Raw genomic sequence first — 21991 nt, forward strand, 5'->3', positions numbered from 1 at the left:
CAAAATCATGACGGAACAGCATAACGATAACCAGGTGGTGCGCCGCAGCGCCGAACAGCGCTACGCGAGCGAGCTGGAACGCCTGAAGGAGGCCGATGCCGATCCGCGCCCGGAGGGCTGGCAGCTGTCGCCGCGCGCGGTGCGCCGCTTCATCCTGGGCGACGCGGCGCTGCAAGTGAGCCGCAAATTCTATGGCGACGATCCGCTGGTCGACCGCGCCATCGTCACCCTGATGGGGCACCAGGGGCTGATGCTGGTGGGCGAGCCGGGTACGGCCAAGTCGCTGCTGTCCGAATTGCTGGCCGCGGCCATCAGCGGCGATTCCGCGCTGGCGATACAGGGCACGGCCGGCACCACTGAAGACCATATCAAGTATTCGTGGAACTATGCCTTGCTGCTGGCCGAAGGGCCGAGCCGGCGCGCACTGGTGCCGTCGCCCTTGTTCCAGGCCATGGAAGCGGGCAAGCTGGTGCGCTTCGAGGAAATCACGCGTTGCGCGCCCGAGATGCAGGACGTGCTCATTTCACTGATGTCGGAAAAGCAGCTGATGATTCCCGAACTGGGCGGCGACGCGCGCGTGCATGCGCGGCGCGGCTTCAATATCATCGCCAGCGCCAACTTGCGCGACCGCGGCGTGCATGAAATGTCGTCGGCGCTGAAACGCCGCTTCAACTTCGAAACCGTCAAGCCGATCCGCGACCATGGCTTCGAAGTCGAACTGGTGATGCAGCAGCTGCAGCGCGAACTCGATGCCATCGGCGCCGCCGTCATCGTCAGGCGTGACGTGGTCGAACTGCTGGTGACCACGTTCCAGGAACTGCGCGCCGGCCAGACCCGCGAAGGCACGGCCATCAAGACGCCGGAGGCGGTGATGTCGAGCGCCGAGGCGGTCAACCTGGTCTATGCGGCCTCGCTGGAGGCGCTGCATTTCGGCGACGGCACCTTGCGCCCGCGCGAGCTGGCCAACCAGCTGCAGGGCGTGGTCCTGAAGGACAACGCCGATGACCTCAAGCGCGTGCGCCATTACTTCGACACGGTGGTGCGCGAACGTGGCCGCCGCGACGACTTGTGGAAAAGCTTCGGCGACGCGGCGCGCCAGCTATGGCTGTAGTGCAGCCGGAGGTGCAGCCGAATTTGCCGGCCGGCGTGGCTGCCGCTCGCGCGAGGCTGTTCGAACATGGCGTGTACTTTGCGCCGGTGCGCCACCACAGCCCGGCATGTGCGCATGCATTGCAGGCCATGTTGCGCGAATTGCGCCCGGCCGCCGTGCTGATCGAGGGACCGGAAGGTTTTACGGACATGCTGCCCCTGCTGCTGGACGAACGCACGCGCCCGCCCGTGGCGCTGTTGTGCCAGACACAGGCGGCAGGCGCGGAGGGCGCGCGCGCGCAATCGGCGTTTTTCCCGTTTTGCGATTACAGCCCTGAATGGGTGGCGCTGCGCGAGGGGGCGGCTGTGCAGGCGCAGCTGGCCTTCATCGACCTGCCGTGGCAGGCGCGCGCGGGCTCGGCCGACGCGCAGCCTGATGCCGAGGCGCGCAGCCTGATGGCCGAGCGCTACCTGGTACACAGCAGCTATCTGAACGCCCTGGCCGCACGCGCCGGCTGCCGCGACCAGGACGAATTGTGGGATCACCTGTTCGAGGCGCGCTCGCGCGCGGCGCTGGCGGACTGGCGCAGCGTGTTTGGCGACGTGTTTTCATACTGCGCCATGGCCCGCCTCGATTACGAGCCGGCCGTGCTGGAAGCGGAAGGCAGCCTGCCGCGCGAGCGGCACATGGCGGCGCATATCGCCCGCTGGCGCAAACAGGTCGATGGCCCCGTCGTGGTGGTCACGGGCGGCTTTCACACCAGCGCGCTGATCGAACTGCTTGACGCCTATCCCGCGTCTGCCGCGCCTGCCGCGTCGGCCGCCGCTGGCGCCAGCTGGCTGATACGCTACAGCTTCGAGCGGCTCGATGCACTGAATGGCTACGGCGCCGGCATGCCGGCGCCCGCCTACTACCAGGCCGTCTGGGACGCCCTGCAGTCGCCGGCGCCTGGCGATCATCAGCTTGCCGTCGCCGTCGACCAGTTGACCAGGCTGGCCCAGGATAGCCGGGCGCGCGGCGTGCAGGAGCGCATTTCCACGGCGCAGGTACAGGCGGCGGTGCTGCAGGCGGCCAGGCTCGCCGCCTTGCGCGGCCATGCGGGGCCGGGCCGCCAGGATGTGCTCGACGCCATGCGTTCCTGCTTCGTCAAGGGCGCCATCGACGACGGCATGCAAGGCCTGTTCGACGACGTGCGGCGCCAGATGACGGGCAGCCGGCTGGGCGACGTGCCGCCGTCGGCCGGTTCGCCGCCGCTGGTGCAAGACGCGCGCGCGGCTGCGCATCGCCACGGCTTGCGCCTCGACGACGGCGACAAGCGGCTGGCGCGGCTGGATCTGTACCGCAAGCAGCGCCACCGCCGGCGCAGCCGCTTCTTTCATCTGATGCAGTATCTGGACACTGACCTGGCGCGCTGGCAGGGCGGCCCCGATTTCATGGCCGGCAGCCGGCTGGAACTGCTGTTCGAGGAGTGGACGTATGCGTGGACGCCGCTGGTCGAAGCGCGCCTGATCGAATTGGCCGCCGATGGCGCCACCCTGGCCGAGGTGGCGCTGGCGCGGCTGCTGCGCGAAGAGCAGGCGCTGGGCGCCGCGGGCCGGGCCCGTTCGGCCGGCAACGCCGCGGCCCTGCTGGTGCGCGCCTGCCTGGTGGGCTTGCATGAACGCCTGCCCGCTCTGTTGTCGCTGTTGTCGCGCCATCTCGATGAGGATGCCGATTTTGCCTCCGTCGTCGCCTGCGGCCATGCGCTGGTGACCCTGTGGCGCGCGCGCGAGCCGCTGGGCGTGCGCGAGCATCCGGGCGTGCTGGCGCTGATGCGGCGTGTCTGGCCGGCCGCGCTGTTCCTGCTGCCCGGGCTGGCCGATACGGGGATGGACGGCGAAGGCGCGCAAGTGGGACAGTTGCTGGCATTGCGCGAATTCGGCCGTGCCGCGCGCAGCGCCTTGCCGGAGCAGGAGGCTGGTCTGGCCTTCGAAGCCGGCGACCTGCACCGGCGCCTGCAGGCCCTGACGGCGACGCGCGGCTGCGCGCCCGGCATCTGCGGCGCCGCTGCCGCGCTGCTGTTCCTCGATGGCGCCTGGGATGAACAGGATTTGTCGCGCTTGCTGGAACAGCGCTTCGGCGCCGGCGCCACGCCGCAGGACGCCGTGCGCTTCCTGTCGGGCCTGATGGCCGCCGCGCCTGAATTGCTGCTGACGCAGCCGGGACTGCGGCGCAGCTTCAATACCCTGGTCGGCAGCTGGGACGAGGCCAGTTTCATCCAGTATCTGCCCGATTTGCGGCTGGCCTTCACTGGCCTGAAGCCGCAGGAGACGAGCGACCTGGCCGAGGCGCTGGCGGTGCTCAACGGCGCCGCGCCGGACGCCTTGCAGGCCGAATTCCACTACGACGTCAGCGAAGACGAGATGCTGGCAGGCGGCCGCCTGAACGCGGCGCTGGCCGCCTGCCTGGAGCGCGATGCGCTGTCCGGCTGGCTGGATCTTTCAACGGAGAAGCCGCATGGCTGAGAATCTGGACAATCAGGCGTTGCTGCGCCGCTGGCGCCTGATGCTGGGACGCTACGCGCAGCCGCTGCAAACCGAAGCGTGGTCCGCCAATGATGGCCGGCTCGATGCCTGCCTCGATTACCTGTATGGCCGCGAGTATGAGCGCAAGGGCATGCTGCGTGCCGGCGGTGGCGGTTCGCTGGACCCCAGCCAGCTGCGCGCCATCGACTGGCTGGCACAGACGCGCAAGCTGTTCCCGCAGGACGTGTACGAGCGCGTGCAGGGCCACGCGATCGAGCGCTATGAACTGAGCGGCCTGCTGCGCGACCCGGCCGTGCTGGCCAGCCTGGAACCGAACCAGGCGCTGGCGCGCGCCCTGATCGGCATGCGCGGGCGCCTCGGCGCGGACATGCACGACGCGGTGCGCGCCGTGATACGGCGCGTGGTCGAAGAAATCACCGAGCACCTGCGCAAGGATTTCGTCAACGCGGTGGTGGGGCGGCGCAACCGCTTTCGCCGCACGCAGATGAAGAGCGCGCAGAACTTCGACTGGCGCGCCACCATCGCCGCCAACCTGAAACACTACGATCTGGCCAGCCGCCGCCTGCTGATGGCGCGGCCTATCTTCAATGCGCGCGTCAAGCGCAGCCTGCCGTGGGACGTCATCCTGTGCGTCGACCAGAGCGCATCGATGATGGATTCGGTGATCTATGCGGCGGTGGTGGCCGGCATCCTGTCCGGCCTGCCGGGCGTCAACGTGCGGCTGGTGGTGTTCGACACCGGCGTGGTGGACCTGACGCACCTGGCCGCCGACCCGGTCGAGGTGCTGCTGACGGTGCAACTGGGCGGCGGCACGAATATCGGCCGCGCGGTGCAGTATTGCGAGCAGCTGGTAAGCAATCCGCAACGCACGGTAATGGCCCTGATCAGCGATTTCGAGGAGGGCGCGCCGCCAGGGCCGCTGCTGGCGGCGCTCAAGCGCATGGCCGAGTCGCGCGTCACCTTGCTGGGCCTGGCCGCGCTCGACGCGCGCGCGCAGCCCGTGTATGACCACGGCATGGCGCAGCGCCTGGCGGAGCAGGGCATGCACGTGGCGGCATTGACGCCGCAGCACTTTGCCGAATGGCTGGGCGGGGTGATGGGATGAGCTGGCACGCCGTGTACCGCAGCTTCGACGACGACAGCCTGGCGACGCTGGCCAACGCGGGCCTGCTGCGCCGCGCCCTGAAAGATGTCGAGGCGGGCAAGGTGGGCTGGCAGGACGAGGTGGGCGGCACCCTGGTCGCCGACGGCCAGCGGGTGCTGCTCGATGCGGGAGGGCCGCAGAAGGGCCGCTGCGATTGCCCCGCGCCCGGCATGTGCAAGCATATCCTGGCCGCTGCCGTGTGGCTGCGGGAACTGCCGCAGGACAGTGAGCAGGACAGTGAGCAGGAGGGATCGCCGGCCGGCGTGCAGGAGGAAGTGCTGGCGCTCGACAGCGCGGCCGTCTGCAAGCAGGCGGGCAAGCCGGCGGTGCGCCAGGCGCTGGCCTGGCTGGCGGAAGGCGACCAGGCGGACGTCACCATCGTCAATGCCAGGCTGCAGATCGAGCTGCCCCTGTTGAAGCTGGGCTGCAGCTATCTGCGCGGCGCCGGCGTGGACGCCATGGTGTCCGATACCCCGGCCGCCCTGCGCAAGGCGCTGCACCTGTATGCGCTGGCCTGCGTCTGGCGCAAGCATGGCCGGGAGTTTGCCTGGCCGGACGGCGCCGCGACGGTGCCCGCCGCCGCAGCGCCGGGCATGAGTACGTCAGAGCTGGTGTTCCTGGCCCAGGTGCGGCGGCTGCTCGGTGAGCTGTACGACAACGGCTTGTCGCATGCCAGCGCGATTGCCGCCGGCCAGCTGCGCGCGCTGACCATGTCGGCGCGCAGCGAAAACCTGCCCCGTCTTGCCGCCCTGTTGCGTGGTCTGGGCGGTACGCTGGATTTGCTCGTGCGGCGCGATTACCACGCCAGCGAGCGCCAGGCATTTGAGGAGATGGCGGCCATCAGCGCCTTGTGCGCGGCGCTCGAACACGCGCCGGGCCCGCTCTTGCAGCGCTTGCGCGGACAGGTGCGGCGCAGCTTCGATGCGGCCGGCGATGAACCCCTCGAGCTGCTGCCGCTGGGCGCGTATTGGTGGGAAACGCGCGGCGGCGCGCATGGCCTGACCTTGTCGTTCTGGCAGCATGCCGAGGGTCGCATCGTGCAGGCCGTGCTGGCGCGGCCCGACGCCAGCGACCACTCGTTTACGCGCGAATCGGCATGGGATGCGGGCAGCCTGTGGGCGGGCGCCGGCAGCGCGCGGCATATATGCGAGGCGAGCTGGCAGTTGGCAGGCGCGTCCCTGGCCGACGATGGGCGGCTGGCCATGGACAGCCGGGTGCGCGCCAGTGCGGCGCCGCTGTGGGCGCTCGACGATGCGCGCTGGCAGAGTCTGGGTTTCAGCGACTGGACGGCGCTGGCCGCCTTCATGGGCGACAACGTCGGCCTGGCGCCGGAGCCCATCGATTGCGTGCTGTTGCGCCCGGCGGCAGTGGCGCGGCCGCAGCTTGACGAAGTGGGGCAGCGGCTCGATTGGCAAGTGTTCGATGCCAGTGGCGCCGCCCTGGACTTGCAGATTCCGGCACTGCCGGCGCTACGCCCGCGCATCACGCGGCTGCAGGCGGCCGTGGCGGACGGCGCCGATATCCGGGCCGTGCTGGCCAGCCGCGCGCGCGGCGAAGCCGGCGGCTGGCAACCGGTGGCGCTGCTCATCGCCAAGAATGGCAAGCTGCGCGTGGTGTCGCTCGATTTCGAGGTCGACGCGGGCAAGCTGCCGTCGGCGCTGGCGCGTTTTTTCAAGAGCCTGGGGGGTACCAGCCTGGCGCCGTCGGCGCCGCAGCAAGCCTCGGCGGCATCACGGGTGCTGGCCCAGGTGCTCGACCTTCTCGCACTACAGGCGCGTAGCGGCCGGCCACGGCTGGAAACTGAGCTGGCCGGAGAACTGGCGCAGCACGGCGCCACCTTGCGCGCGCTGGGCCTGGATTTGCCGGCCGGCCTGCTGGTTGCCTACGTCAGTGCGCCGCGCGCGCCTGAAGCCTTGCGCCTGGCGTATGTCTGCACGACGTGCATCGCGCTGGAGGCGGCAGGGTAGCCGCGGTTTGTCGTCAGGGCTGCTGCGCCTGCAGGGCGGCCAGTTCCGCCCTGGCTTTTTCCAGCTTGCCTTCCAGCTTGGCGATCTTCTTCGGCTCTTTATTCGCTTCCTGGGCCAGGCGCAGCGAACGCTCCGTCTGGTTCACCTTGGCTTGCGCCTTCAGCACCTTCTTGTTGTGGCGTTCGACCAGGCTGCTGTCGCGGCAGTGGGCGTTGACTTCGTCGAGCGCGCGCGTCAGGCCCGCGACCTTGTCGGACAGGCCCTGTTCCTGCGCCTGCTGCAATTCGCTGCGGATGCTTTCGCGCTTGGCGGCGCAGCCGGCCAGCTGGGAATTTGCGGCGCTGGCGCCCACGGAGGCGGCGGCGAGCAGCAGGGTCAGGGCGGTTTTCGATAGAAGGTTCATGGCATTCCTGTGTCAGTGGTGGGCCCGTGCAATGTAAGCCTGCCGGCCTGCCCTGTCAAACTTCGCCTACCGTGCGCGCCTGTCCCGCATGGCATCGGCTACCATGCGTGTTTTCTTCTTTCCGATACCGCCGCATGACCAGGAAACTACTGTTGTTGATCCCTCTGCTATTGCCGCTGCCTGTTCTGGCGCAAACCGCGCCCACCTTGCTCGATCTGCAGTTGATCGCCATCAAGGCACGGGCGGATGCGGCCAGCCATAGTCCGGAAAGCATCGCCGAGTTTGCCGAAACCCGGCGCGTGGCTGAAACGGGCGACGTGGAGGCGCAGCTGGAGCTGGCGCGCATGCTGCAGCTGGGCGTCGGCGCCCCGCAAGACACGGCGCTATCGATGGCCTGGGTGCGCAAGTCGGCCGAAGGCGGCTATGCGCCGGCGCAATCGGCGTTGGGGCTGGCCTATACCGTGGGCGGCAAGGTGCCCATCGACCGCGTGCAGGGAGAATACTGGCTGCGCAAGGGCGTGGCGCAAGGCGATGCGCTGGCGCAAACCATCCTGGCGCTGGAATTCATCGATGGCAGCAGCCCTGCCGAAGAGCAGGCGCTGGCCATCACCTGGCTGAAGAAGGCCGCGCTCGAAGAACACTTTATTCCTGCCTATAACGCGCTCGGCGAACACCTGATGCGCGCAGCCGCCGACGAGCAGGACCGCGGCGAGGCTTTCCACTGGTTTTACAGGTCGGCGCGCGAAAAGGAACCGGCCGGCATGCGCAACCTGGCCCGCGCGCACGAGCTGGGCCTGGGTGTGGCACAGTCGGACAAGCTGGCCCTGGTCTGGTACGAGCGGGCGGGATGGAGCGGCGACTTGCCCGCCATGCGGCGCTTGCTCGACGTGTATGTCAAAGGCGAGCTGGGACAACAGGCGAATGCCGAAGACGCCGCCGAATGGCGCGCCAGGCTGGCGGAAAGCGAGAAGAAATGAAAACCATCGTATTGTCATTGACCCTGGCGCTGGCGCAGAGCGTGCTGGCGCAGCCTGCGCCCGCCAAGGAACCGCGCCAGCATCCGGCGCTGGCCGAATTCGACATGTCCGGCCTCGATGACATGCGCGCGAGGGTGCAGGCCGCGATCAACCGCCCGGCCGACCTGTCGCCGGACAAGGTCGCCGCCTACGAAACGGCGCGCCGCGCGGCGCAAGGGCGAGACACTGTCGCCCAGCTGGACCTGGCGCGGATGCTGCACGACGGAGAGGGCACGCCGCGCGACTTTGACGCGGGCCTGGCGTGGATGCGGAAATCGGCCGAAGGCGGCTATGGCCCGGCCCAGGCATTCCTGGGCGTGGCCTATACGCTGGGCCAGGGCATGGCCATCGACCGAAAATCAGGCGAATACTGGTCGCGCAAGGGTGCCGCGCAAGGTGTGGAACTGGCCAACTTCACCGTGGCCATGCACTTTGAGAACATTCACAGCAGCCGGGAAGAACAGGCGCACGCGCTGCACTGGCTGAAGTTCTATGCCGAAAACGGTTTTATTCCCGCCTACAATGAGATCGGCTACCGCCTGATGATGACGGCGCACGACGAAGCGCAGCGCAAGGAAGCGTTCGGCTGGTACATGCGGGCGGCCAAGGCGCTCGATCCGCCCGGCTTGAACAATGTCGCTTATTCATATGAAGTGGGGCAGGGCGTGCCGCAGAGCGACGAGGCGGCCCTGGGCTGGTATGAAATGGCGGCCATCGCGAAAAGCCCGCCGGGCCAGACGGGTTTCGCGCGCCTGCTGGAGCAGGGCCGCGGCGGTCCCACGCGTCAAGGGCCGGCGCCCCAGCCCTTCGAGCTGTATCTGCTGGCGGCGAAGCAGGGCGACGCGGAAGCCATCGAACGGCTGGTCAAGGTGTACGATAAGGGCGAGCTGGGACAGGCGGGCGACCCGGCGCAAGCGGCGCTGTGGCGCGAAAAGCTCAGGCTGGCCAGGACGCCCTAAGTGGATGAGACGGGGCGGAAACGGCATGCTATCATCATTGTTATCGATAACAATACCATGAGAGGCCCATGAATCCCGATTTCCGCTCCAGGCAGATGCTCGAAGGGCACATCCTGCACACGATGCACTTTTATCACCCGCGCGCCGTTGATCCGAGCGGCGGCTTTTACCACTTCTTCCTCGACGACGGCACCGTCTACGACGCTGCCACGCGCCACCTGGTCAGCAGCACGCGCTTCATCTTCAATTACGCCATGGCTTACCGCCACTTCGGCGGCGACGATTACCAGGCGGCGCTGCGCCACGGCGTGGCCTTCCTGCGCGACGTGCACCGCGACCCGGCCACGGGCGGCTACGCCTGGCAACTGTCGTGGAAAGACGGCGTCAAAACGGTGGAAGACGGCGCCAATCACTGCTATGGCCTGGCTTTCGTGCTGCTCGCGTATGCCCATGCCTTGCAGGCGGGGGTAACGGAGGCAGGCGCGTATCTGGACGAAACGTTCGAGTTGATGGAGCAGCGCTTCTGGCTGCCCGAACACGGCCTGTATGCGGACGTGGCCAGCGCCGACTGGTCCACCCTGGACGGCTACCGTGGCCAGAACGCCAATATGCATGCCTGCGAAGCCATGCTGGCCGCGTTCGAGGCGACGGGCGAAGCACGCTACCTGCACCGCGCCGAAACGCTGGCGCACAACATCACGGTGCGCCAGGCGGGGCTGGCGAACGGCATGATCTGGGAACACTACACGCCCGATTGGGCTATCGACTGGGATTACAACCTGCACGACAAGAGCAATATCTTCCGTCCCTGGGGTTACCAGCCCGGCCACTTCACGGAGTGGGCCAAGCTGCTGTTGATCATGGAGCGTCACAGCCGGTTCATGGCCGGACCGTCCGGCTGGCTGCTGCCCCGTGCGCGCGAACTGTACGACACAGCGCTGGCGAAGGCCTGGGATGGCGCGCATGGCGGCATCCACTACGGTTTCGGTCCGCACGATGAAATTTGCGACGGCGACAAATACTTCTGGGTGCAGGCGGAAAGCTTTGCCGCCGCCGCCGTGCTGGCCGCGCGCACGGGCGACGACGCCTACTGGCGCAGCTACGACAAGATATGGGATTACAGCTGGACGCATTTCGTCGACCACGAGCACGGCGCCTGGTACCGTATTTTGACGCCCGAGAATCAAAAAATCAGCAACGAGAAAAGCCCCGCTGGCAAGGTCGATTACCACACCATGGGCGCCTGCTATGAAGTGCTGAACGTGCTCAAAGGTGCCGCATGAGCGCCGCTTTCCCGACGTTCGTGTCGGCCGGCGAGGCGCTGACGGACATGCTGCGCACGGGCGCGGACGCCTGGAGCAGCCAGGTGGGCGGCTCGACCTGGAACGTGGCGCGCGTGATGGCTCGGCTGGGCGTGCCCAGCGCCTTTGCGGGCGCCGTCAGCCTCGACGTCTTCGGCGACGCGCTGGCCGCTGCCACCGAAGCGGCGGGGCTGGACATGCGTTTTTTGCAGCGCCGCGCGAAGTCGCCGCTGCTGGCCATCGTGCATGAACTGCATCCACCCACGTATTACTTCATCGGCGACGACAGCGCCGACCTGCATTTCGACGCGGCGCAACTGCCGGCCGGCTGGATGCAGGGCGCGCAATGGGTGCATTTCGGCGGCATCAGCCTGGCGCGCGAACCGCTGGCCGGCAAGCTGCTGGCGCTGGCGCAGGAACTCAAGGCCGCTGGCGTGAAAATCAGCTACGACCCGAACTTCCGCATCATGATGGATGAACGCTACGACGCCACCCTGCGCCGCATGACGGAGCTGGCCGACGTGGTGAAGGTGTCGGATGAAGACCTGGCGGGCCTGTTCCGCCACGACGACATCGATGGCGCGTTTGCCGTGCTGCGCGGCTGGAATCCGCAAGCCACCTATTTGTATACGCGTGGGTCGCAGGGCGCGGCGCTGTACCAGGGCGGGCAGACATGGCAGGCGGCGCCGCCCGTCATCGAGGTGGTCGACTCGGTGGGCGCGGGCGACGCCAGCATCGGCGGCTTGCTGTACAGCCTGATGTACCGTCCCGAAGCGGACGGCGGCGAGCACTTGCGCTTTGCCGTCGCTGCGGGCGCGGGCGCCTGCCTGGCGGCCGGCGGCTCGCCGCCCTCGGTGGAACTGGTGCAAGCGCTGGCGCAGCGCACGCTGGTGCGCTAAGGGCAGGTCAGCGGGGGCTGCATGCCCCCGTCGACGCCCGTTTCATCAAGGTGAACGCCATCAGGTGATGCGTGGCGGGCGCCGTTTCGCCCGCACGGCGCTGGCGGATTTCGTCGATCACCAGGATGACCGCGGCGCGCGCCATGTCGGCAATGGGCTGGTGGATGGTGCTCAGCTCGGGCCAGACGGTGGTGGCGACGGGCGTGTCGTCGAAGCCGCACACGCTCAGTTCCGCCGGCACCTGCAGGCCCATGCCGTGCGCCACGGCCAGGGTGGCGGCGGCCATGTCGTCGTTGCTGGCGAAGATGGCGCTGGGGTACGGCTTTTGCGCCAGCAGCTGGCGCGCCGCATCGAGTCCCGAACGATACGTAAAATAGCCTTGCGCCACGCGCTGCGGCGGCACCTGCACGCCCGCTTCGCGCATGGCGTCCTCGAAGGCCTGGCGGCGCAGCAGGGCGGGCGTGTGCGCCGGGTCGCCTTCGATGAAGCCGATGTCGCGGTGGCCCAGCGCGAGCAGATGGCGCGTCATGGCCAGCGCGCCTTCGTAGTCGTCGATGCGCACGGCCGACACATCGGGCGAGGGGCGGGCCGTGGCCACGGCGATGGCGGGAATGCCCATCTGGTTCAGCTGCGCCAGCACTTGCGGCGAATCGCACAGGGGCGGCGGCACCAGGATGCCGTCCACGCCCGCCGCCACCAGGCAATCGATGCCGGCGCGCTGGCTGTCCAGGTCTTCGCAGCGCTCGAGCAGCAGCTGGCCGCCGCCCTGGCGGCACTGGTCCATGGCGCCAACTAAAAATTCGCTGAGAAAGGCCGCGCTGGGGTTGCTGTACAGCAAGCCGATGCGCAGCGTGCCGGTGCGTGCCGCGCGTGCCGCCAGGTTGGGCTGGTAGTGCAGGCTGGCGATCGCCGCCTCGACCTTGTCGCGCGTGGCCGTGCTGACGCTGGCGCGTCCGTTGATGACGCGCGATACCGTCATGGCCGATACGCCGGCCAGGCGTGCCACGTCGTGCACGGTGGCGCCGCTGGCCGTGTCGGAGGAGGCGTGGGCGGCATGCGCCGCCTTATTCGAGGTGGCCACCGAATTTCAGCTTGCCGCTGATGCGCATGCCGTGCAATTGACCCTCTTCCAGCTCGGCGGCGCTGGTGCGCTGCGCCGTGTCGCGCCGCGCCAGTCCCACCGACAGGATATCGAGCATCATCAGCTGCAGCAAACGCACGATCATGGGCACGAAATTGAGGTTGCCTTCCGGGTGGTTCAGGGTCAGCAGCACGTCGGCCAGCTTGGCCAGCGGCGAACCGCTGGCCGTAATGGCCAGCACGCGCGCGCCGCAGCCCTGCGCCACCTTGACGGTGCGCAGCAGGTCGGGCAGGGCGCCGGAGCGGGAAATGACCAGCGCCACGTCGCCAGGCTTGAGCATGGCGGCGCTCATTTCCTGCGCCTGCGGGTCGGCAAAGAAGCTGCTGACGATGCCCAGGTTGAGCAGCTTGTGCTGCATGTCGTCGGCCACCACGCGGGCGCTGCCCACGGCCAGCAATTCCACGCGCTGCGCGCCGCGCAGCAGTTCGATGGCGGCCGTCAGCGCTTTGACGTCGAGCATGTCGCGCAGGGCCAGCGCGGCCGAGGCGTTATTGCCCAGCACCTTGCGCGCCAGTTCCGCGTCGGAATCCGAAATCTCCACGTGGCAGTGGGCCACCGTGATGGCGCCGCCCGTCAGGCCCGAGGCCAGCTTCAGCTTGAAATCGGCCAGGCCCTGCACGCCGATCGAGCGGCAAAAGCGCATCACGGTCGGCTGGCTGACGCCGACCCTCTGGGCGATTTCGGCGATCGGCAGGGTCAGCATGGCGTTCGGTTCCTTCAGGACCCAGTCGGCCACCTTGCATTCCGAAGGGCTCATGCGGCCGCGCGCCTGGCGCACGGATTCGAGCACGGGCGCGCCGGTATGGGCGCGCTTGAGCTTTTGCGCCAGGATCGCGGCGATGCCCAGAAAAGTAGGCAGTTCGGCCGTGATCAGAAAGGTGGGAATCTGCGCCAGGTATTCGTTCAGGCGGCCCTTTTGCTCGAAGCGGGCGCGGAACTGCGACCGTTCAAACAAAGGCCCCAGGCGCGGCACGATGCCGCCGCCTATATAGATGCCGCCCAGCGCGCCCAGGGTCATGGCCACGTTGCCGGCGATGGAGCCGAGGATGGCGCAGAAGCAGTCGACCGCTTCCAGGCACACGTCGCATTCATTGTTCAGGGCGCGGCTGGTGATGTCGGCCGCCAGCAGCGGCGGCACGTCATGCCGGCCAGCCCGGTCGGACAGGGCGCGGTAAATCAGTTCCAGCCCGCGCCCGGAAGCGAGGCGTTCGGCCGAGACGTGCGACAGCTCGCGCCAGGCGAAGGACAGCACGTCCATCTCGCGCTGGTCGCAGGGGGCGAAGCTGACGTGTCCCCCTTCGCTGCCCAGCGCGATCCAGCGGTCTTCGGCGGGGATCATGCCCGACACGCCCAGGCCCGTGCCCGAACCGAGCAGGCCGATGACGCTGTCGGCGCGCGCCATGCCGCCGCCGATCTGCAGGCGCTGGTCGGGCCGCAGATAGGGCAGGGCCATGGCCAGCGCCGTGAAGTCGTTTACCACCAGCAGGGTGTCGAGGCCCAGCGCGGCGCGCATCGCCTCGATCGAGAAGAACCAGTGATGGTTCATCATGCGGATATTGTCATCGTCGATGGGATTGGCGATGGCGATGGCCGCATGGCGCACGCGCGCCGAACCGGCGGCGCGCGCCTCGCTGCTATCCATATAGGCGGTGATGGCGTCGAGCAGCGAGGCGTAGTCGTCGCAGGGCAGCACGGCCACCGCTTCCAGGTGGCCCTGGCGCGTTTCCAGCACGAAGCGGGCATTGGTGCCGCCGATGTCTGCCAGCAGGCGTGGCCCCTCACTGAAACGCTCCGCCGGATCGCTGCCTGCTACTTCCATTTTTTCATCAATTTTCATGGCGGTGCCTAGTCTCGTTTGCGTGCGCGGTCGTGGCGGCGCACTGTCATTATGGCAAAAACCAAGGATTTTAATTCGTATACGTCCCGCGTGCCGAAAAATGCAGCCCTGCCTTGCAGATGCTCATGTATCGGGTCAAAAACGGACACGTCACCATGAAAAGCAGTGCCTTCCAGCGGCAAATACGGGCGCAAATAAAGTGTCGCAGAGTAGTCGTAGGATTACAACATAATATGTTGATATTTGTTCGTAGTATAGTTACTATGTCCCTGCTGGAAAGAATTCTGGCCAGTACATTCGGCCACGAATGACTAGATAAAAAATAAATTACTGAGGAGACTTACCATGCTGCATCGCACCATGTTGAAGGCCGTGTTGAAAACACTGCCAGCTGCCATCGTCTTGGCCATCGCCAGCGGTTCCGCTGCCGCCGACCCCATGTACCCATCCGACTCCGAAGGCTTCCACGGCTACCTGCGCGCTGGCGCCGGCAGCAATACGTCGGGCGACGGCGGTTCGCAAGGCTGCTTCGGCCTGGGCGGCAATACCATGAAGTACCGTCTGGGCAATGAGTGCGACGCCTACACGGAATTCGGCTACACCAAGTCCGTCGCCCAGTCCGGCGGCGTGAACTACCTGGCCACCATCTGGGTCAACGCCTACGCGCCGAATTCGGATTTCGGCGACAACAAGCTGGGCATCGTCAAGGCCTACGTCGAAGCGCAGGGACTCGATTTCCTGAACGGCGGCACGGCCTGGATCGGTAAACGCTTCTACTACCGTCCTGACATCCACATGTTGGACTTGCAATACATCAACATGAACGGCACGGGCGCCGGCCTGGACCGCATTCCTGCCGGCCCCGGTAAATTCTCGTACGCCTTCTTCAAGGACCGCGATCTCAACAAGCGCGACGACAATGGCGCCATCCTCGGCACTACCTCGGCCGTGCGCCAGAACTTCATCTACGGCGAGATTCCCGTCAATGAAAACGGCACCCTGGACCTGGCCGCGACCTACATCATCGGCGAAGGCAAGGACAACGACGTCTACGGCAAGAAACACAACGGCTGGCAACTGTCGGCATTCCACCGTCAAGGTAAAGTGTTTGGCGGCGGCAACACCTTCGGCGTGCAGTACGGCGTCGGTCCTGGCACGGGCCAGGGCGCGCAGTTCGGCGCTTCGGGCGACACCGGTTTGGGTTCGGACGTGAAACGCACGCGCATCTTCAATGACATGGCGATCCAGCCGATGGCCAACTTCGGCATGGAATTCGTCGCCCTGTGGCAAAAAGACGAGTCGAACGCCAACGGTTCCTCGACCTGGACCTCGGTCGGCGTGCGCCCGGTGTACGCGTTCACCAACAACTTCAAGCTGGTGGGCGAACTGGGCACGGACCGCGTGACGCAAGCGGGCGGCCTGCCGGCCAAGCGCCTGACCAAGCTGACCATCGCCCCGACGATCTCGGCCGGCCCTGGCCTGTGGTCGCGTCCTGAACTGCGCGCTTTCGTGACCTACGGCAAATGGAACGATGCGGCCACCGCCTCGGTCAATGCGTCGAACAACGGCGGCCCGATCTACAACAACAATACCAGCGGCACGTCCTATGGTTTCCAGGTGGAAACTTGGTTCTAAGTTTGCAGTCGTAGTCAGTCTAGATCAACCTGGCGCATCCTTCGCGGATGCGTTTTTGGCGCCGTCCCGTGATATAAATGCAATGTAGTCATATCATGGATCGCGGCGCCGTCTTTACACCAAGATGATGCCCGTTTGCAAGCGGGTCTGAGCACAAGAGCGCCGGTACAGGCGCAGATTTCACCTTTTTCGGCCCCCGTATGCCGAAGCCCCCTAAAAGCTTGATCAAAAAAGGAATGTGGAGATGAAACTGAAATTCAAGATTACCCAACTGGCCGCATTGACCACCCTGGCGTTTGCCGGCAGCGCGTTTGCGACCGACGTGGAAGTGTTGCACTACTGGACCTCCGGCGGCGAAGCGAAGTCCGTGGGCCAGTTGCAGCAAATCGTGAAGGAAAGCGGCTTCGGCTGGAAGGATTTCGCCGTGGCTGGCGGCGCTGGCGAAAACGCCGCGACCGCGCTGAAAACCCGCGTCATTTCCGGCAACCCGCCAACGGCCGCCCAGATCAAGGGTCCATCGATCCAGGAGTGGGGCGCGGAAGGCGTGCTGGCCAATATCGATGATGCCGCCATTCCAGGCAAATGGGATGCCGTGCTGCCGAAAGTCGTCGCCGACATCATGAAATACAAGGGCCACTACGTCGCCGCTCCCGTCAACGTCCACCGCGTCAACTGGATGTGGGTCAATCCGGAAGTGCTGAAAAAAGCCGGCGTGGCCACCACCCCGACCACCTGGGATGCGTTCTTCGACGCGGCCGAGAAAATCAAGAAATCGGGCGGCATCGCGATCGCCCACGGCGGCCAGCCATGGCAGGACGCCACCGTGTTTGAATCCGTCGCGCTGGGCGTGGGCGGCACGGAATTCTACAAAAAGGCCATCCTCAAGCTGGACCAGAAGGAATTGACCGGCCCGACCATGCTCAAGGTGTTCGACACCCTGGGCAAGGTGAAGACCTACATCGACAAGGATGCGGCCGGCCGCGACTGGAACCTGGCCACCGCCATGGTCATCAACAACAAGGCCGGCTTCCAGTTCATGGGCGACTGGGCCAAGGGCGAGTTCACGGCTGCCGGCAAGGTGCCGGGCAAGGACTACCTGTGCGTGGCAGCGCCTGGCACGGACAAGGCCTACACCTTCAACATCGATTCGTTTGCCATGTTCACGCAAAAGGATGCGAATGCGAAGAAAGGGCAGATCGCCCTGGCCAACGCCATCATGAATCCGAAGTTCCAGTCGATCTTCAACCTGAACAAGGGTTCCATCCCCGTGCGTTCCGGCGTATCGAAGGACAAGTTTGACGCTTGCGCCCTGAAATCGATGGAAGACATGGACGCCACCAACAAGACCGGCGGCCTGGTGCCATCGTTCGCCCACGGCATGGCGCTGCCATCGGCCACGCAAGGTGCCGTGACCGACGTCATCGCCAAGTTCATGAACACCAACATGAGCTCGAAGGACGCGGTTGCCGCCCTGGCCAAAGCGGCAAAAGTGAAGTAATCACGACGGCGCCGGCATTCCCGCCGGCCCCCGCTGCATCGCATGCATCGCAGGCGTCCGCCCTGGCTTTCGGCCGGGCCGGCGCCACACGCAGTTTTTACTTCTACGGCTGTCCTATGTCCATACGCAAGCAATTCGACCGATGGATACCGCAGATGGTGCTGGGCCCCACGCTCATCGCCAGCCTGGTATTCGTCTATGGTTTTATCTTTTTGACCGGTTGGCTGTCGCTGACCGAATCGCGGCTGATGCCGAACTACGAGTTCGCCGGCCTGGTGCAATATTACGAGCTGTTCGACAACGAGCGCTGGTGGACCTCGCTCAAGAACCTCGGCATCTTCGGTGTCCTGTTCATCGGTTGCAGCATCGCCATCGGCCTGTTCCTGGCCATCCTGCTGGACCAGAAAATCCGCGCCGAAGGCGCGCTGCGCGCCATCTACCTGTATCCGATGGCGCTGTCCTTCATCGTCACCGGCACGGCGTGGAAATGGATGCTCAATCCCAGCCTGGGCCTGGAAAAGGTCATGCACGACTGGGGCTGGACCTCGTTTACCTTCGACTGGCTGGTGAACTCCGACATGGCCATCTACACGGTGGTGATCGCCGGCGTCTGGCAGTCGTCGGGCTTCGTCATGGCGCTGTTCCTGGCCGGCCTGCGCGGCATCGACGATGAAATCATCAAGGCGGCGCAAGTCGATGGCGCGTCCCTGCCGACGATCTACTGGCGCATCGTGATTCCCGCCATGCGTCCCGTGTTCTTCAGCGTGCTGCTGATCCTCGCGCATATCGCCATCAAGAGCTTTGACCTGGTCATCGCATTGACGGCTGGCGGACCTGGCAACTCGTCGTCCGTGCCGGCCATCTTCATGTACCAGTTTTCCTTCACCCGCGGCCAGCTGGGCCTGGGCTCGGCATCGGCAATGATGATGCTGGCCACCATCGTGGCCGTGCTCGTGCCGCTGATGTACCTGGAAACGCGCAGCGCAAAGGCGATGAGATGACACCTACCCGTAATAATCGCCTCACCCTCGGACGGGTGGTGGTATACCTGCTGCTGATTCTGTTTGCGGTGTACTACATCGTGCCCCTGTACGTGACCCTGTCGACGTCGTTCAAGTCGCTCGACGAGATCCGCAGCGGCAACCTGCTGGCACTGCCGCACGTGTGGCAGTTCGATTCCTGGTCCAAGGCCTGGTCGTCGGCCTGCACGGGCGTCACCTGCGACGGCATGCAGCCGTTCTTCTGGAACTCGATCAAGATGGTGATTCCCGCCGTGCTGATCTCGACCTTCCTGGGCGCCTTCAACGGCTATGTGTTCGCGCACTGGCGCTTCCGCGGTTCGGAAATCCTGTTTGCCGCCCTGCTGGTGGGCTGCTTCATTCCGTTCCAGGTGGTGATCCTGCCGATGGCGCGTTTGCTGGGCGAATTCGGCCTGGCCAACACGACTACCGGCCTGGTTTTCGTACACGTGGTGTACGGCACGGCGTTCACGACCCTGTTCTTCCGCAACTACTATATCGGCGTGCCGGAAGAGCTGATCAAGGCGGCGCGCATCGACGGCGCCGGATTCTTCTTGATCTTCCGCAAGATCGTACTGCCGATTTCGGGTCCGATTTTCGTCGTCTGCATCATCTGGCAGTTCACGCAGATCTGGAACGACTTCCTGTTCGGCATCGTCTTCGCCAGCGGCGATTCGCAGCCGATCACGGTGGGCTTGAACAACCTGGTCAACACGTCCACGGGCGTGAAGGAATACAACGTCAACATGGCCGCCGCGGTGATTGCCGCGCTGCCGACCCTGCTGGTCTACCTGGTCGCAGGCCGTTATTTTGTGCGCGGCCTGACCGCAGGCGCAGTCAAAGGTTAAGGAAAGAATATGTCCAGTTTATCGATACGCAGCATCCGCAAGGTGTACACGAATGGCGTCGAAGTCCTCAAGGGCATCGACATCGAAATCAAGGATGGCCAGTTCCTGATCCTCGTCGGCGGCTCCGGCTCCGGCAAGTCGACCTTGCTCAACATGGTGGCCGGCCTGGAAAGTGTGACTTCGGGCGAAATCCTCATCGACGGCAAGGTGGTCAACGACTTGCCGCCGAAGGACCGCGACATCGCCATGGTGTTCCAGTCGTATGCGCTGTACCCGTCGATGACGGTGCGCGAAAACATCGCGTTTGGCCTGAATGTGAAAAAAGTGCCGAAGGCGGAGCAGGAAGAAATCGTCGCCCGCGTCGCCGAAACCTTGCAGATCACGCATTTGCTGGACCGCCGCCCGGCGCAGCTGTCCGGCGGGCAGCGCCAGCGCGTGGCCATGGGCCGCGCCATTTCGCGCAAGCCGTCGCTGTTCCTGTTCGACGAACCGCTGTCGAACCTGGACGCCAAGCTGCGCGTGGAAATGCGCGCCGAGATCAAGCTGCTGCACCAGCGCCTGAAGGCCACCATCGTCTACGTCACGCATGACCAGATCGAGGCGATGACCATGGGCGATCTGATCGCCGTCATGAAGGATGGGGTGGTGCAGCAACTGGGCACGCCGCAGGAAATCTACGACAATCCGGCGAACCTGTTCGTGGCCGGCTTCATCGGCTCGCCATCGATGAATTTCATCACCGTCAAGCCCGTCATCGAGGGCAACGAGGTGTTTGCCGCCATCGACAACGCGGGCAAGAGCATGCGCCTGGCCTTGCCGTTCGCCTCCGACAAGCTGCGCAGCTATGCGGGCCGCGACGTGATCCTTGGCGTGCGCCCGGAGCAGATCACGGACATGAGCAGCGCGCACGGCGACGTGGGCCAGGAACTGGGTTGCCTGATCGACCTGGTCGAGCCGACCGGCCCGGATACGCTGCTGACGACGCGCCTGAACGGCGCCGCCGTGACTTGCCGCACGCATCCGCGCGAAGCCGTGCTGCCAGGGCAGACCATGCAGCTGTCGTTCAACCTGTCGAAAGCGGCCCTGTTCGATCCGGAGAATGGTGAACGCATCGCGTAAGCGACGCTGCCCATAAAAACGGCCCGCCTGTCAGCTGACAGGCGGGCCGTTGTCGTTTGCGCCGCGCTTACTTGGTCAGCGATTTTTTATACGCGATGGCGTAGCTCAGCTTGCCCGTCGGCGTGACCAGGTCGTCCAGCGCCGCCTGGCTGAAGACGCCCGTCCAGCCCAGGGTTTGCGCCGTCACGCCGCGGCTGACGATATCGTTCGCCTTCAGGCCCGCCATCGCCGTCGATGCGCTCTTGATGGTGGCCATGTAGCTGGCAACGTCGCGCGTGTCGGTCTTGGCCAGGTCGATGCCGGGCTGCGTGCGCAGCCAGTCGGCCCAGTAGAATTCGAGGAATTCCGTGGCCGTCGACGGCACCACGTAGCCGGCGTCGCGCGTGAAGTAGACGAGCGAGCGGTACGGGTCGTTGCCCAGCGACTTCAAACCGATGGATGCGGGCAGCTGGCTGGTGGCGATGGCCTTGTTGCCGCCATCCTTCAGCCAGACCTTGTTGACCTTCTTCATCTGCGCCCAGAAATCGTATTCACTGAGCTTGCTGAAATTGTCCGTCACCTTGACCCACACTTTCAACTGCAGGTTCTGGCCATTGTCGGCATCCCGGAAGGCGCTGAACGTGTGGTGGCCGTCCGTCAGGTACAGGGTGCCGTTCGGGCCGATGACGACCGTTTTCATGTCGCCCGGCTTGGTGCCCACGGCGGACTTGCACTGGAACGTGGCCGGTGGATTGCTCAGGGTGGCGCCGGCCACGTTGGCCGTCTTGCTCACCACGTCGTCCTGGCCGTTGGCTTCGCACAGTTCGGCGAATTTCTTCGGCTTGTTGGTCTTGGCCATGACCAGGTCTTCCGCGCCATAGCGGCCCAGCTTGTAATAGATCTGGTCGTAGCCGACGGCCGGCTGGGTAGGATGCAGTTCGTCGAGCGACACTTGCAGGAAGACGGGCGCCGCATCCGTGCCGGCAGCCGTGGCGGCCAGTACCTGCTGGCGCGCGCTGAGCACGGGCGGCGTTTCCAGCACGCTCTTGCCGGTGGCGAGCGGCGCACCGCCAGCGATGATTTGCGCGATGATGCTGCCGCTGGCATTGACGATGTCGATATCCGTGCCGCTCTGTTTCACCTGCAGGTTGTCGAGCAAAACGTCGGCCGGGTCCTTGCTGTCCGGCGTCAGGGCACCGTTGACGAAGTCATAATTGGCTGCCATGCCCAGGGTTTGCAGGGGCGCCGCCAGGGCCGTGCCCAGCTGCGTCTGCGCCGTTTGCAGCCTGGCCGCGTCGATGGCCGCCAGGCTGGCGGGGGCCGCGCTCGACGGGATACCGCCCAGCAACTGCATGGCGATGACGGAGGTGAGCGGCGTCAGGTTGACGGCGCTTTCCTTCAGCGACACCGCGTACAGGGTGGTGCCGCCTGCTGGCGTGACGGAGACGAGGAAGGGCGCCTTCGCCGTGGCAGCCAGGGTGATGGCCACCTTGCCTTTCGCGTCCGTGGTGCCGCTGCCGACGACATTCTTGCCGGCGTCGAGTACGGTGACGGTGGCATTCGCCACCGCCTTGCCGGTGGCCGCCACGACGTTCAGGAGGCGTGCGGGGG

The 21991-nt window shown here is 65.7% G+C and carries 17 protein-coding genes; 13 read left to right on the forward strand and 4 right to left on the reverse strand.

Annotated features, from left to right (window positions below; genetic code table 11):
• Positions 1-7: 7 nt before the first annotated feature.
• Genes AC07X6_RS09660 through AC07X6_RS09675 form a run of 4 tightly spaced genes read left to right on the forward strand, consistent with a single transcriptional unit; the run spans position 8 to position 6726 of the window.
• Complete coding sequence (locus AC07X6_RS09660; protein ID WP_494790815.1) at positions 8-1111, forward strand: ATP-binding protein; 1104 nt, start codon at positions 8-10, stop codon at positions 1109-1111.
• Entirely contained in the window at positions 1102-3594 is a 2493-nt protein-coding gene (locus AC07X6_RS09665) for a DUF5682 family protein (RefSeq protein ID WP_494790816.1), read from the forward strand. Before AC07X6_RS09660 ends, AC07X6_RS09665 begins: the two co-directional genes overlap by 10 nt.
• Positions 3587-4720: a VWA domain-containing protein gene (locus AC07X6_RS09670; RefSeq protein WP_494790817.1), complete on the forward strand. Its 1134-nt coding sequence runs from the start codon at positions 3587-3589 to the stop codon at positions 4718-4720. Before AC07X6_RS09665 ends, AC07X6_RS09670 begins: the two co-directional genes overlap by 8 nt.
• The gene (locus AC07X6_RS09675; RefSeq protein ID WP_494790818.1) at positions 4717-6726 is read left to right on the forward strand and encodes a YehQ C-terminal OB-fold domain-containing protein; all 2010 of its coding nucleotides are present in this window, start codon (positions 4717-4719) and stop codon (positions 6724-6726) included. Before AC07X6_RS09670 ends, AC07X6_RS09675 begins: the two co-directional genes overlap by 4 nt.
• A 13-nt stretch (positions 6727-6739) precedes the next feature.
• Here the strand turns inward: AC07X6_RS09675 and AC07X6_RS09680 are convergent, their stop codons facing one another.
• A complete protein-coding gene (locus AC07X6_RS09680; RefSeq protein ID WP_494790819.1) occupies positions 6740-7129 on the reverse strand; it encodes a DUF1090 family protein in 390 nt (129 codons plus the stop codon).
• A gap of 152 nt (positions 7130-7281) precedes the next feature.
• Here AC07X6_RS09680 and AC07X6_RS09685 point away from each other — a divergent pair, with 152 nt between their 5' ends.
• The 4 genes from AC07X6_RS09685 (at position 7282) to AC07X6_RS09700 (ending at position 11304) form a co-directional block, all read left to right on the forward strand.
• Positions 7282-8106: a tetratricopeptide repeat protein gene (locus AC07X6_RS09685; protein WP_494790820.1), complete on the forward strand. Its 825-nt coding sequence runs from the start codon at positions 7282-7284 to the stop codon at positions 8104-8106.
• Complete coding sequence (locus AC07X6_RS09690; protein WP_494790821.1) at positions 8103-9104, forward strand: tetratricopeptide repeat protein; 1002 nt, start codon at positions 8103-8105, stop codon at positions 9102-9104. The genes AC07X6_RS09685 and AC07X6_RS09690 overlap by 4 nt, the downstream gene beginning before the upstream one ends.
• Before the next feature lie 68 nt (positions 9105-9172).
• Positions 9173-10387, forward strand: coding sequence for an AGE family epimerase/isomerase (locus tag AC07X6_RS09695; RefSeq protein WP_494790822.1), 1215 nt, complete (start codon positions 9173-9175; stop codon positions 10385-10387).
• Positions 10384-11304 (forward strand): carbohydrate kinase family protein, encoded by a 921-nt coding sequence (locus AC07X6_RS09700; RefSeq protein WP_494790823.1) that lies wholly within the window; start codon positions 10384-10386, stop codon positions 11302-11304. The genes AC07X6_RS09695 and AC07X6_RS09700 overlap by 4 nt, the downstream gene beginning before the upstream one ends.
• Positions 11305-11311: 7 nt before the next feature.
• Here the strand turns inward: AC07X6_RS09700 and AC07X6_RS09705 are convergent, their stop codons facing one another.
• Both AC07X6_RS09705 and AC07X6_RS09710 read right to left on the reverse strand, forming a co-directional pair.
• Complete coding sequence (locus AC07X6_RS09705; RefSeq protein WP_494790824.1) at positions 11312-12385, reverse strand: LacI family DNA-binding transcriptional regulator; 1074 nt, start codon at positions 12383-12385, stop codon at positions 11312-11314.
• The gene (locus AC07X6_RS09710) at positions 12369-14282 is read right to left on the reverse strand and encodes a glucokinase (RefSeq protein WP_230540749.1); all 1914 of its coding nucleotides are present in this window, start codon (positions 14280-14282) and stop codon (positions 12369-12371) included. Before AC07X6_RS09710 ends, AC07X6_RS09705 begins: the two co-directional genes overlap by 17 nt.
• Before the next feature lie 345 nt (positions 14283-14627).
• On the opposite strand from AC07X6_RS09710, the gene AC07X6_RS09715 reads away from it, so the two are divergent.
• From AC07X6_RS09715 to AC07X6_RS09735, 5 genes are all read left to right on the forward strand, one after another.
• Positions 14628-15917, forward strand: coding sequence for a maltoporin (locus AC07X6_RS09715; RefSeq protein WP_474290748.1), 1290 nt, complete (start codon positions 14628-14630; stop codon positions 15915-15917).
• 244 nt (positions 15918-16161) lie between these two features.
• On the forward strand, positions 16162-17415 hold the full coding sequence (locus AC07X6_RS09720) for an ABC transporter substrate-binding protein (protein ID WP_035817882.1): 1254 nt from the start codon (positions 16162-16164) through the stop codon (positions 17413-17415).
• A gap of 116 nt (positions 17416-17531) precedes the next feature.
• Positions 17532-18416, forward strand: coding sequence for a carbohydrate ABC transporter permease (locus tag AC07X6_RS09725; protein ID WP_034777935.1), 885 nt, complete (start codon positions 17532-17534; stop codon positions 18414-18416).
• Complete coding sequence (locus AC07X6_RS09730) at positions 18413-19282, forward strand: carbohydrate ABC transporter permease (RefSeq protein WP_034777933.1); 870 nt, start codon at positions 18413-18415, stop codon at positions 19280-19282. The genes AC07X6_RS09725 and AC07X6_RS09730 overlap by 4 nt, the downstream gene beginning before the upstream one ends.
• A 9-nt stretch (positions 19283-19291) precedes the next feature.
• Positions 19292-20401, forward strand: a complete 1110-nt coding sequence (locus tag AC07X6_RS09735; protein WP_494790825.1) for an ABC transporter ATP-binding protein — start codon at positions 19292-19294, stop codon at positions 20399-20401.
• A 67-nt stretch (positions 20402-20468) separates the two neighbouring features.
• Here AC07X6_RS09735 and AC07X6_RS09740 read toward each other — a convergent pair.
• Positions 20469-21991: ParB-like protein (locus AC07X6_RS09740; protein ID WP_494790826.1), on the reverse strand; the 1523-nt coding region annotated here is incomplete at its 5' end.

The organism is Janthinobacterium sp. GW460-12-1-14-LB5, assembly GCF_059423585.1.